At 32.3% G+C, this 13,027-nt stretch carries 13 protein-coding genes; all 13 read left to right on the top strand.

Features of this window, described 5'->3' with window-relative positions; genetic code table 11:
- Window positions 1-65 precede the first annotated feature (65 nt).
- The 13 genes from udk (at window position 66) to ACT53I_RS04290 (ending at window position 12,935) form a co-directional block, all read left to right on the top strand.
- Window positions 66-683: a uridine kinase gene (udk, locus tag ACT53I_RS04350; RefSeq protein WP_213189146.1), complete on the top strand. Its 618-nt coding sequence runs from the start codon at window positions 66-68 to the stop codon at window positions 681-683.
- Complete coding sequence (locus ACT53I_RS04345) at window positions 683-1,042, top strand: FtsB family cell division protein (protein ID WP_069798999.1); 360 nt, start codon at window positions 683-685, stop codon at window positions 1,040-1,042. The genes udk and ACT53I_RS04345 overlap by 1 nt, the downstream gene beginning before the upstream one ends.
- Window positions 1,043-1,105: 63 nt before the next feature.
- The gene (locus ACT53I_RS04340) at window positions 1,106-2,263 is read left to right on the top strand and encodes a methylmalonyl-CoA mutase family protein (protein ID WP_476078578.1); all 1,158 of its coding nucleotides are present in this window, start codon (window positions 1,106-1,108) and stop codon (window positions 2,261-2,263) included.
- Between the two features lies 1 nt (window position 2,264).
- On the top strand, window positions 2,265-2,693 hold the full coding sequence (locus tag ACT53I_RS04335) for a hypothetical protein (protein ID WP_476078577.1): 429 nt from the start codon (window positions 2,265-2,267) through the stop codon (window positions 2,691-2,693).
- Window positions 2,694-2,696: 3 nt separating this feature from the next.
- Entirely contained in the window at window positions 2,697-3,845 is a 1,149-nt protein-coding gene (locus ACT53I_RS04330) for a THUMP-like domain-containing protein (RefSeq protein WP_476078576.1), read from the top strand.
- A 77-nt stretch (window positions 3,846-3,922) separates the two neighbouring features.
- Window positions 3,923-4,141, top strand: coding sequence for a hypothetical protein (locus tag ACT53I_RS04325; RefSeq protein WP_424305512.1), 219 nt, complete (start codon window positions 3,923-3,925; stop codon window positions 4,139-4,141).
- Between the two features lie 72 nt (window positions 4,142-4,213).
- Entirely contained in the window at window positions 4,214-5,596 is a 1,383-nt protein-coding gene (locus tag ACT53I_RS04320; protein ID WP_476078575.1) for a dipeptidase, read from the top strand.
- A 365-nt stretch (window positions 5,597-5,961) separates the two neighbouring features.
- Window positions 5,962-6,708, top strand: a complete 747-nt coding sequence (locus ACT53I_RS04315; RefSeq protein WP_476078574.1) for an electron transfer flavoprotein subunit beta/FixA family protein — start codon at window positions 5,962-5,964, stop codon at window positions 6,706-6,708.
- A gap of 85 nt (window positions 6,709-6,793) precedes the next feature.
- Window positions 6,794-7,741, top strand: a complete 948-nt coding sequence (locus tag ACT53I_RS04310; RefSeq protein WP_476078573.1) for an electron transfer flavoprotein subunit alpha/FixB family protein — start codon at window positions 6,794-6,796, stop codon at window positions 7,739-7,741.
- A gap of 227 nt (window positions 7,742-7,968) precedes the next feature.
- Window positions 7,969-8,568, top strand: coding sequence for a bifunctional nuclease family protein (locus ACT53I_RS04305; protein ID WP_476078572.1), 600 nt, complete (start codon window positions 7,969-7,971; stop codon window positions 8,566-8,568).
- Window positions 8,569-8,647: 79 nt separating this feature from the next.
- Window positions 8,648-10,021: a nucleoside permease gene (locus tag ACT53I_RS04300; RefSeq protein WP_476078571.1), complete on the top strand. Its 1,374-nt coding sequence runs from the start codon at window positions 8,648-8,650 to the stop codon at window positions 10,019-10,021.
- A gap of 103 nt (window positions 10,022-10,124) precedes the next feature.
- Window positions 10,125-11,303 (top strand): acetyl-CoA C-acyltransferase, encoded by a 1,179-nt coding sequence (locus ACT53I_RS04295; protein ID WP_476078570.1) that lies wholly within the window; start codon window positions 10,125-10,127, stop codon window positions 11,301-11,303.
- A gap of 108 nt (window positions 11,304-11,411) precedes the next feature.
- Window positions 11,412-12,935: an MFS transporter gene (locus tag ACT53I_RS04290; RefSeq protein WP_476078569.1), complete on the top strand. Its 1,524-nt coding sequence runs from the start codon at window positions 11,412-11,414 to the stop codon at window positions 12,933-12,935.
- Window positions 12,936-13,027 lie beyond the last annotated feature (92 nt).

Raw genomic sequence — 13,027 nt, 5'->3', positions numbered from 1 at the left:
AAAAGAACGCATCAATCAACCAATTATTTAGGAATTTAGCTAAATTTGTAAAAAATATATTTTTAATGTTAGTAATAGGTATTGCAGGTGGAACTGGTTCTGGTAAAACCACCGTAGTGAATAATATTTTGCAACAATTGAATGCAGAAGGTGTAAATGTACTTTCTCAAGACAATTATTACCATGATAATCACCAATTATCGCTCTCAGAAAGAGAAGCGCTAAATTATGACCACCCAAAATCAATAGATTTTGAATTATTGGTAAAACATGTAAAAGCACTTAAAAGAGGAGAAAACATAGAACAGCCTTTGTATTCTTTCGTTACGCATTCTAGAACTGGAGATCACGTAACTGTAGAGCCTAAAAACGTTTTAATTGTAGAAGGAATTCTGGTTTTGACCAATCAGGAACTTTTAAAGGAATTTGACCTTAAAGTATTCGTACATGCAGATTCAGACGAAAGATTAATCAGAAGAATCAAACGTGATACACAAGAACGCGGCAGAGATTTACACGAAGTTCTTCACCGTTATCAAACTACGCTAAAACCAATGCACCAAGAGTTTATAGAACCTTCTAAAAACGAAGCAGACCTTATTGTTCCTAACATGAGAAAAAATTCTGTAGCTATTGATTTTCTTTCTACAGTCATTAACAATTCTCTTAAAAAAGCCTATTAATGAAGGAACTAATTAAAGATATTCAGAAAAAATCTCCGAGTTGGCGTTTCGTGCAGAAATACCTTCTCAATAAATATTTTATTACCATTTTTCTTTTTTTGGTATGGATGATTTTTTTTGATTCCACATCTTGGTTAGTCATCAAAGATTTAAACAAAGAAATAGACAAATACGAAGAACAACTCTCGTATTACAAGTCAGAATATCATAAAAATGATGCTTTCTACAAAAAGCTCATGAATAACAAAGCAGAAAAAGAAAAGTTTGCGCGAGAAAATTATTTTATGAAAAAGAAAAATGAAGAAATTTTCATTCTCGTGGTAGACAGTTCTGCCATTAAGCAAAAAGAAGAAGAATAAATAAATTATCTTGAATTTCGAATGTCGAAAAACATTTGAACATAAAACAAAAAACCATACATTATGTTTGCTCAAGTTACACTTCAGGATTGGGAAAATCTGGTCAAAAAACAATTGAAAACAGAAGATATTTATGCTGTTCTTACCAAAGAAAACTTGGAAGGCATTTCTGTAAAACCTTATTATGCCGACACTGATTTTGTCTTAAAAAACCTGCCAAAAGTAGAAGAATCTACGCATTTGGTTGCTAAATATCAAGATAATTTAGAAGAACATGCTTATGCGTTTTTACTTGAGCATAATGTAGAACATTTGACCGAAAAAACGCTTTTCGTGGCCAATAAAGATTTGGCAGGACACATTTCTCTTGCAGATGATAATCAATATATTTCTTTGATAAATGTTTTTGAAAATCAAGAAATTAACACGCAATTAGCGGAAGAATTATTGTCTAAAAATTTCAAAAGAAATATTGCCGTAGATACTACTTTATACCAAAATGCTGGAGCTTCTATTACACAACAATTGGCTTTAGCACTTGCAAAAGCAAAAGACTTGGCAGAAGTTTTCGGGGGTGAAATTTTAGAAAAATTAGTTTTCAAATTTGCAGTAGGCGGGAATTATTTCTTTGAAATTGCAAAAATCAGAGCATTTAAAATCCTTTTCAATCAACTTTCTAAAGAATTCGGACTAGACAGCATTCCTTATATTTTCACAGAAACTTCTCTAAGAAATAAAGCTAAAAACGACGAAGAAAATAACCTTATTCGTTCTACATTAGAACTATCTGCAGCCATGATTGCTGGTTCTGATGCGGTTTATAGCAATGATTTTAAAGTGCAAAATTCTAATTCACTTTCAGAGGAAATTTCATTTAAACAACAAATTGTTTTGGCATACGAAAGCATTATTAATGTATTTGACGATGCTGCCAACGGAAGTTATTATATTGAAGAAATTACCCATCAATTCGCAGAAAACGCTTGGAAATTATTCTTAGAAATCGAAAATTCTGGTGGTTTTGTAGAAAATCTAAAATCTGGAAAAATTGCTGAAATGATCTATCAACAGGCAATTGCAGAACAAAATTGGGTAGAAGAAGGTAAAATAAAACTCATTGGTGTAAATCTTTATCCAAAACTAGAAAAAACTAAATCTGTAGAACAACTTTATAACGCTCAGGAAATAAAACCAGTAAGATGGGCTGAAATGTTTGAGTAAAATGGAACAGAAAATAAGAATATTTCCTCTTCATGACGATGAAGATGATTTCTATAAATTTAAAATAGAAATATCTAATCATAATTGTTCTATAATTTCTGAATTTTATGGTTATTCTGATGTTTTTAATGACTTCAGTAATAAATTGATTGATTTTCCAAAATCAATTTCTGATGAAATAATTTTTGAAATTGGAGAGGATTCAAAAACTTGGGCTTATCATTTTTTATTTAAAGTTTTGTGTTATGAAGCAAACGGTAATTCCGCAATTCATATTAAAATTTCAAATAATAAAGAGTTTGCAGATGTTGAAAATTCAGAATTTGTAATTAAAACAAAGCCTGCTTCATTAAATAAGTTAGGAAAATCTCTAAATGAATGGAATCCTTATAATAATAAAGAGTTTATATGGATTGCAGAAAATATTTAATCTGTGAAACTATTAACAAAAGAAATACAAAAATATATCAATGCAAATCTAAATTCGGATTTGCATTCTTTGTTATTGAAAAAATCTCCATTTCCGGAGGTTTCTATACAAGAATTGGTTCAGCAGATTAAAGGCAGAAAAGTAGCAGAGAAAAAGTTTCCTTTTTTGAATCAAGAAAACATTATTTTTCCGCCAAATCTTAATCTAGAACAGGCTTCATCACAAGACACCGCAGACTTTAAAAAACAGTTTTTTAAAGGAAAAAAATTCATTGATTTAACTTGTGGCTTTGGAATTGACGCTTATTTTCTTTCTCAAAATTTTGAAGAAATTACTTTGATAGAGCAGAATACAGAGCTTTTGGACATTGTAAAACACAATTGGGAAGTTCTCGGAAGAAAAGCGAATTTCATCAACCAAAAATTAGAAGATTTTCTCACAAACAATAAAGAAAAATTCGATTTAATTTATCTAGATCCTGCAAGAAGAGATAACCATAACAGAAAAGTATTTCTTTTGGAGGATTTGTCGCCTAATATTATTGAAATTCAAGAGCAATTAAGTGACATTTCAACTGAAATTTTAATAAAACTTTCTCCACTGATTGATATTCAGCATTTGGTTTCTTCGCTCAAAAATATTCATAAAATCTGGATTATTGCAGTTAAAAATGAAGTAAAAGAAGTTTTGGTTTATCTCAAGAAAACAGAAAATAGACCAGAAATTTATTGCATAAATTTACAATCTACAGAACCTGAATTTCACTTTAATTTAGATGATGAAAAATACTGTCAATCAGAATTTTCAATTCCTAAAAAATACATTTACATTCCAAATAATTCTGTATTAAAATCTGGAGCTTTTAATTTAGTCTCAGAGAAATTTGGTTTGAAAAAATTAAATCAAAACACACACATTTATACTTCAGAAGAAAAAATAGAACATTTCCCAGGAAGAATTTTTGAGACAGAAGAAATCAATTCAAAAGCAATTAAAAAAGGTGAACAATTTAATATCATCACCAAAAATTTTCCTTTAAAACCTGAAGAAATCAAGAAAAAATACAAAATAAAAGACGGCGGAAACCAATATCTTATCGCGGTAAAATCTCTTTCTGGAAATCATTTCTTGGTAGGAAAACTTCTTGATTAAGAAAATTTTAAGTTTTTTTTGTGGTAAACTCAATATTTCTTACTTTTGGAAAAATTTATAAACGTAATAATTTAGATATGAAAAAATTAGTATTTGCTGTAGCTGCAGCGTCTTTTTTAGTTTCTTGTGGTTTACCTGAAGGAGGAAACAAGGGAGTTTTGAAAAAAACTGAAGATGTAGTAAGATATGACGATGAAAATGCTGAAGCGCCTACTTATAAAGAAAAAACAGACTCTGCTACTGTAGAACAACCAGCTGCTGCAGAAGTTAAAGTAGATAGCACTGCAAAAAAATAAGATATTTTCTCATACAAAATACATGTCTTGCGATTGCGAGACATTTTTTATATTTACTAAAATTTTAAAACAATGTCGGACACACAAAGTTATATCCAACAAAACAAGCAACGTTTTCTAGACGAATTGATAGAATTATTGAAGATTGCTTCTATTTCTGCAGACCCAGCTTACAATCAAGATGTGCTCAATTGTGCTGATGCTGTGGCAAAACACCTTGCCAATGCAGGAGCAGATCAAGTAGAAATCTGCGAAACCAAAGGTTATCCTGTGGTTTATGGTGAAAAAATCATCAATCCAGAATTACCAACCGTTTTAGTTTATGGTCACTATGATGTTCAACCTGCAGATCCATTAGAATTGTGGGAAAGCGGACCATTTGAACCTGTGGTTAAAAAGACAGAACTTCATCCAGAAGGTGCGATTTTTGCAAGAGGAAGTGCGGATGATAAAGGCCAATTCTTCATGCACGTAAAAGCTTTTGAAGCCATGATGAAAACCAATTCTCTACCTTGTAATATTAAGTTCATTATTGAAGGAGAAGAAGAAGTAGGTTCTGTAAGTTTAGCTGGATTTTTAGAAGAAAATAAAGAAAAACTTTCTTGTGATGTTATCTTAATCTCAGACACGCATATTTATTCTAACGAACAACCAACGGTGACTACTGGTCTTAGAGGTTTAAGTTATATGGAAGTAGAATTAGAAGGTCCGAACAGAGATTTACACTCAGGATTATATGGTGGCGCTGTTCCTAATCCAATTAATGTTTTAGCAGAAATGATTGCTAAACTTCATGATGAAGAAGGAAGAATTACCATTGATGGTTTTTATGATAATGTAGAAATCGTTTCTGCGGAAGACAGAGCAGAAATGAATAAATTAAAAGACAACCCAGAAGAATTCAAAAAATCAATTGGTTTAAGCGGAGTAGAAGGAGAAACTGGTTATACTACCTTAGAAAGAACTTCTATCAGACCAACTCTTGATGTAAACGGAATTTGGGGAGGATATACAGGTGAAGGTGCTAAAACCGTGATTCCTAGTAAAGCATTTGCTAAAATTTCTATGAGATTGGTTCCTTATCAAACAGACGAAGAAATTACTGAAAAGTTCACCAAATATTTTGAAAAAATAGCTCCAGCTTCTGTTAAGGTAAAAGTTACGCCACATCACGGTGGAATGCCTTATGTTTTACAAAGCAATACCAAAGAATTCCAAGCGGCTAAAAAAGCTATGGAAAAAGCCTTTGGTAAAGAAGTTTTGCCATATAGAAGTGGCGGAAGTATTCCTATTACTTCTCTTTTTGAGAAAATTTTGGGAGCTAAATCAGTTTTAATGGGCTTCGGTTTAGATTCTGATGCGATTCACTCGCCAAATGAGCACTACGGATTGTATAATTTCTACAAAGGAATAGAAAGTATTCCATATTTCTTTGAATTTTATACTCAACAATAAATTTTAAGTTAATCCTCAGTCGAAAAGATTGAGGATTTTTTATTTCTGGTTAAAAATTGAGAATTAACTCCACATTTTTGGGAAAGAAAAAAACATTAATTTGTGGTAATTTTTAATGATTTCAAAAATTATTTCCGAAATAAAATCTCAAAATTTCCTTTGTTTCAGGCAATTATCGTATATTTATGCAATGAATATAAATAATTTTAGAGTATTATGCATGCATAATATTTTTTTATTTAAATTAGCAAACATTCAAATAAGAAAAATTGAGCCTTATGAAATCGCCGTGATTAGCAAACAACAATACTAATGATAAATGAGCGATTGCATATGACCTTTAAAAAAACAATAAAAATCTACATATGAAAATATTAGTTTGTATTAGTAGTGTTCCAGATACTACTTCTAAAATTAACTTTACTGCAGATAAATCTGCTTTTGACAAAAACGGAATTCAGTGGGTAATTAATCCTTACGACGAATTTGCTCTTACAAAAGCTGTAAAATTACAAGAATCTCAAGGCGCTACAGTGACCATCGCTACTGTAGGTGACGTTGCTACTGAAGCTGTAATGAGAAAAGCTCTTGCTATTGGTGCAAATGACGCAATAAGAGTAAACGCTGAACCACAAGACAGCATTACCGTAGCTAAAGAATTGGCAAAAATTGTAGAAGAAGGTGGTTATGACTTGGTACTTTGCGGTAAAGAATCTATTGATTATAATGGTGCTGCAGTTCCAGCAATGATAGCTCAATTACTTAATAGACCTTTCGTAAACGCTTGCGTAGGTTTAGAAGTAAACGGTGCAGAAGCTACTGCAGTAAGAGAAATTGAAGGAGGAAAAGAAACTTTATCTGTTAAACTTCCTGCTGTAATCGCTGGTCAAAAAGGTATGGTAGAAGAAAAAGACCTTATCATTCCTAACATGAGAGGAATTATGTCTGCAAGAACTAAACCTTTAACAGTAAAAGAACCAACTGAAACAGATGTTAAAGTAAGTGCAGTATCTTTTGATGCTGTTCCGGCAAGAGCTCAAGTAAAACTAGTTTCTGCGGATAATCTAGATGAATTGGTAAGATTACTTCACGAAGAAGCAAAAGTTATTTAACAAATTATTAATCCATTTGAAATTTGAAATTTGAAATTCAAAAAATCTCAAATCTTAAATCTCAAATCTCAAATCTTTTTAAATTATGTCAATTTTTGTATATACCGAAAATATTTCAGGAGCATATAAAAAAGCGGCTCTAGAAGCTGTTTCTTACGCAAAAACAGTTGCAGATATGTCTGGAACTGATGTAGTAGCGGTAAGCATTAATCCTACAGATGCTGCAGATGTTCTTTACAAATACGGAGCTTCTAAAGTGGTTACTCTAAAAAGTGACGCACTTAAAAGTTTCAACCCAAAAGCTTATGCAGAAGCTCTTGCTACTGTAGTAGATGGAGTGGTAGTTTTCCCGCATTCTACAGATGCTAGTTCTGTAGCTCCTATGCTTGCTGTGATTAAAAACGCTTCATTATTAACCAATGTAGTTTCTGCTCCAGTTGCCGTTTCTCCATTCGAAGCGAAGAGAAAGTCTTTCTCTGGTAAAGCTTTTATGGATGCTAAAGCTCATGGCGAAAATGTAGTGGTTACTGTTTCTCAAAACTCTTTTGGAGTAAAAGAAAATCCAGTTGCAGGTTCTGAAGAAGTAAAAGAAGTTTCTGTTTCTGCAGAAGGTCTTACAGTAGTGAACCAAGAAAAATCTTCAGGAAAATTAGATCTTAAAGAAGCTGAAGTAGTAGTTTCTGCAGGTAGAGGGATGAAAGGTCCTGAAAACTGGGGAATGATCGAAGATTTAGCTAATGTTTTAGGTGCAGCTACTGCTTGTTCTAAACCAGTTTCTGATATCGGTTGGAGATCTCACTCAGAACACGTAGGACAAACAGGTAAAGCCATCGCTCCTAATTTATATGTAGCGGTAGGAATTTCTGGCGCTATTCAGCATTTGGCTGGTGTAAACTCTTCTAAAACCATCGTAGTGATTAATAATGATGCAGAAGCACCATTCTTTAAATCTGCTGATTATGGAGTAGTAGGAGATGCTTTCCAAATTATTCCTGCGCTTACAGAAAAAATTAAAGCATTAAAAGGACACTAAAATATCATCCTTTTTAAAAATATCAATCCGAGATTTTTATCTCGGATTTTTTTGTCGTTGCAGAAGCCAAAATTTTTTATTTCTTTTGAAGAATAATTGAATTTCTCATTATATAAAAAGCAAAATCAATTTTATCATCAAAACTTGTGAAATAAATCATCTGAAGGCAGTGATAAAATTTTAAATATCAAATGTTAAATTTTAAAAATTAAAGTATATTTGTATTCATGGATTATAAACAACTAATCATACGCGGAATATCTTATAGCCAAACTCAATCTGGAGCTTATGCATTGCTTCTGGAACATGAAGAAACTGGCGTAAAACTACCTGTAGTAATTGGTAATTTTGAGGCTCAATCTATTTCTTTAGGTTTAGAAAAAGACTTGAGACCACCTCGTCCACTCACGCATGATTTATTTACCAAATTTGTAAATTCTACTCATTACACGCTAGAATCGGTAATTATTTATCAAATTATTGACGGTGTTTTCTTCTCTAATATCAATTTTAAAAATACAGAAAACGGAGAAGAACTTATTTTAGATGCCAGAACTTCTGATGCTGTAGCAATGGCAGTACGTTTTGATGCTCCAATCTATACTACAGAACAAGTATTGAACGAAGCTGGAATTCTTCTAGAAATTGACAATAACAATGAATTGCCCGAACCTGAAACTGCTTCAGAAAGTGAAACTTCTGACCTCAGAAAACTCAGCACAGAAGAATTACAAATTTTATTAGAAGATGCAGTGAAAGAAGAAGATTACGATACCGCTATGGAAATCCAAGAAGAACTCAAAAGACGAAATAAAAAAATTGACTAGCGCTAAAAATTAAAATTAAATAATAAACTCTGAAAACACTCAACGGTCTAAAATACCGTAAAAGAAAAAATTACTACTTATGAATATTAAATTTAGATTGACACTGCTCAGTTTTCTACAATTTTTTGTTTGGGGAGCTTGGCTAATCACCATCGCTAATTATTGGTTTGGAACCAAACAATGGGATGGAACAAAGTTTGGCGCTGTTTTTAGCACTATGGGAATTGCTTCTGTATTCATGCCTACTTTAGTAGGAATTATCGCAGATAGATGGATTAATGCTGAGAGAATTTATGGAATTCTGCACATTTTATACGCTGTGGTTCTATTTTATTTACCTCAAGTAACTACACCAGATACATTTTTTGCAGTGATGCTTCTTGCGATGGTATTTTACATGCCTACAATTGCACTAGCCAACTCTATTTCTTATACTTTACTTAAAAGCAATAATTATGACGTGGTAAAAGATTTTCCACCGATTAGAGTTTGGGGAACAATTGGCTTCATCGTAGCGATGTGGATTACTAATTTATCTGGAAATAAAGCTTCAGAATTTCAATTTTACATTGCAGGTGCAGTAGCAGTTTTACTTGGCTTATATTCATTTGCATTACCTGCTTGTAAACCTCAAAAATTAATTTCTAAAGACTCTTCATTAGTAGAAGTTTTAGGTCTAAATGCATTCAAACTTTTTGGAAACTATAAAATGGCTCTTTTCTTCATTTTCTCAATGTTTTTAGGAGGCGCTTTACAGTTAACCAATGCTTATGGAGATGTATTTTTAAGTGAATTCGAGAATTTTCCAAAATATGCTGATTCATTCGTAGTGAAATATTCTACCATTATCATGTCTATTTCTCAAGTTTCTGAAACTTTATTCATCCTTGCTATTCCTTTCTTTTTAAGAAAATACGGAATTAAAAACGTAATGTTAATGAGTATGTTTGCCTGGGTATTAAGATTTGGTTTATTCAGTTTTGGTAATCCTACTTCAGGACTTTGGATGATTATTTTATCATGTATTATCTACGGAATGGCGTTTGATTTCTTCAATATTTCTGGCTCACTTTTCGTAGAAACCAATACCAACTCTAAAATTCGTTCTTCAGCTCAAGGTTTATTTATGATGATGACCAATGGTTTCGGAGCGATTATCGGAAGCGTTTCTGCAGGTTGGGCGATTGATAAATTCTTTACTCATAAATTCTCTACTGCAGATTCTTTAGCTGGATTTTTAGATACTACAGTAGATAATTCTAAATTTGTAGAATTCATAGGGAAACAAGGTTCTTCTATTGTAAACGGTACTTTAACTAAAGAAATTGCTATGAAAGATTGGCCACATATTTGGTTAGCTTTTGCTGCTTATGCTTTAGTGATTGCTGTACTTTTCGCTTTGATGTTTAAACACAAGCACAATCCAGAAGCAATAGGAAACGTATCTCATTAATCTAAATCATTGATTATAAACGTAAAACACACTTTTTAAAAAGTGTGTTTTTTTTTGTACTTTGGCGAAAAGAATTTTAAAATTTAAATCTCTATTAAATATCATGAAAGAAGTATTTATCGTTTCAGCAGCAAGAACACCTATGGGAAGTTTTCTAGGAAGTTTATCTAGCATTCCTGCTCCTAAATTAGGTTCAATTGCTATCAAAGGAGCGTTAGACAAAATTAATCTTGACGCAAAACACGTTCAAGAAGTTTATATGGGTAATGTTTTACAAGCTGGAGAAGGACAAGCTCCTGCTCGTCAAGCTGCATTAGGCGCTGGTTTATCAAACGAAACGCCTTCTACTACAATCAATAAAGTATGTGCTTCTGGGATGAAAGCCGTAATGATGGCTTCACAATCTATTAAATCTGGTGACCAAGACGTAATCGTAGCTGGCGGAATGGAAAACATGAGCCAAGTTCCGCATTATTACAGCGCAAGAAATGCTGTAAAATTAGGAGATGTAAAAATGCAAGACGGAATGTTAGTTGATGGCTTAACAGATGTTTACAACAAGGTTCACATGGGAGTTTGTGCAGAAAAATGTGCTGCAAAATATGAATTCTCAAGAGAAGACCAAGACAACTTCGCGATTCAATCGTATAAAAGAAGTGCAGAAGCTTGGGCTTCTGGTAAATTTAAAGAAGAAATCGTACCTGTAGAAATTCCGCAGAGAAAAGGAGAACCGATTATGTTTGCAGAAGACGAAGAATATAAAAATGTAAATTTTGATAGAATTGGAACTTTACCTACTGTTTTCCAGAAAGAAAATGGAACAGTAACTGCTGCTAATGCTTCTACACTAAATGACGGTGCTTCTGCATTGGTTTTAATGTCAAAAGAAAAAATGGAAGAATTGGGCTTAAAACCTTTGGCAAAAATTGTGTCTTATGCAGATGCTGCACACGAACCAGAATGGTTTACTACTGCACCTTCAAAAGCATTGCCAATTGCTCTTAAAAAAGCTGGTTTAGAAGTTTCTGACATTGATTTCTTTGAGTTTAATGAAGCTTTCTCTGTAGTTGGTTTAGCTAACAATAAAATTTTAGGTTTAGACGAATCTAAGGTAAATGTTAATGGTGGAGCTGTTTCATTAGGACATCCACTAGGTAGTTCTGGCGCTAGAATTATCGTTACACTTATTAATGTTTTAAAACAAAACAATGGTAAATATGGTGCTGCTGCAATCTGTAATGGAGGTGGTGGTGCTTCTGCAATTGTGATTGAGAATTTATAATTTTCTTATTTTACAAATGATTAACCATTAAGATTTATTGATTTTTTAGTCAATTTCTTAATGGTTTTTTTATTTTTGTGTAATAATTCCCTTTTACGGAAAAAAACTATGAAACAAAATATCAAAAACAACCCTAAAATTATGAAAGCTTGGGCTTTCTACGATTGGGCGAATTCTGTTTATTCACTGGTAATTACCTCTACCATTTTTCCTATTTACTATTCTATTATTACTACTGCTTACGAAAAAAGCGAGTACGTAACCGAAACAGGAAAATGGATAAAAATTCCAGTGAGAAATATGATTAATATTTTCGGAAAAGATTATCAACCAGATGCAGTTTATGGCTATTCTCTAACGATTTCGTTTTTGATTGTAGTAATTCTTTCGCCTATTTTATCCTCTTTAGCAGACACCATTGGAAATAAAAAGTCTTTCTTGCAATTTTTCGCTTATTTAGGAGCAACTTCTTGTATGGGATTGGCGATGTTTACCAATATGAATAACGTTTTCTTAGGATTGCTATTCAGTATTACTGCGAGTGTAGGTTTCTGGGGAAGTTTGGTTTTCTACAATTCCTTTTTGCCAGATATCGCTACGCCAGATAAGCAAGATGCACTTTCTGCAAAAGGTTACGTTTATGGTTACATTGGCTCCGTAATTTTAGTGGTGATTTGTTTGGCATTGATTATGTTTTTTGCAGACACTCCAAAAGAAGCACTTTTATACACTAGAATTTCATTCTTATTCACGGGAGCTTGGTGGTTTGGATTCTCTCAATACACCTTCAAACATTTACCTCAATTTGGTGAAGTTAAAGACCAATTACCAAAAGATTTAGTATTGCTAAATTTAAAAAATATTTTCAAAAGTCATAAATCAAATGGTGGCTTTGTAGAAGTTTTAAAAGACAACATTATCTTCTACATTGAAATCGTAAAAGAAAGTTTTAGAGAATTATATAAAGTTGGTTCACAATTATTTAGAACCGCTAATCTTAAGTATTTTTTAGCAAGTTTCTTCTTTTATAGTGTTGGAATGCAGACCATTTTCTTAATGGCTACATTATTCGGAAAGAGCGAAATCAACCTTGACCAAGGAAAACTGATTATGACCTTATTATTGATTCAAATTGAAGCGATTATTGGTGCAATTTTCTTCTCAAGATTATCCAAAAGAATAGGCAATAAAAATGTGATTAGCATTACTATTATTTTATGGATTTTTGCTTGTCTTTCTGCTTATTTCCTCAAAAAAGAAAATCCAAATGTAGAATATCAATTTTACGGAATTGCAGCCATCATCGGTTTGGTAATGGGCGGAATTCAGTCGATGTCTCGTTCTACCTACAGTAGACTTTTACCAAAAGATTCTATGGATAACACTACATATTTCAGCTTTTATGATGTGCTAGAAAAAATTGCGATTATCTTAGGAACCTTCATTTTTGCACTATTAATTGACAATTATGATGCAATTAGATTGTTCTTCTTACAAGAAACTTCATTCCAATTGCCTACTACTTCAGGAATGAGATTTGCTGCACTTTCTATGTCGGTTTTCTTTGCATTAGGATTGTTCTTCATTAGATTTTTGAAATTCAACAAAATATCAGAAAAAGAAACTTTGTAAATCTTTAGATAATATATTCACAAGAACCTCAAATTTGAGGTTCTTTTTTTGTAAGTAAATCTTACAATTGATAAACTTTTTCAGAGAATAAT

It is taken from the genome of Cloacibacterium sp. DMC96 (assembly GCF_056313765.1).
The sequence above is the reverse complement of the archived record's forward strand: the minus strand, read 5'-3'. Positions and strand labels throughout refer to the sequence as shown.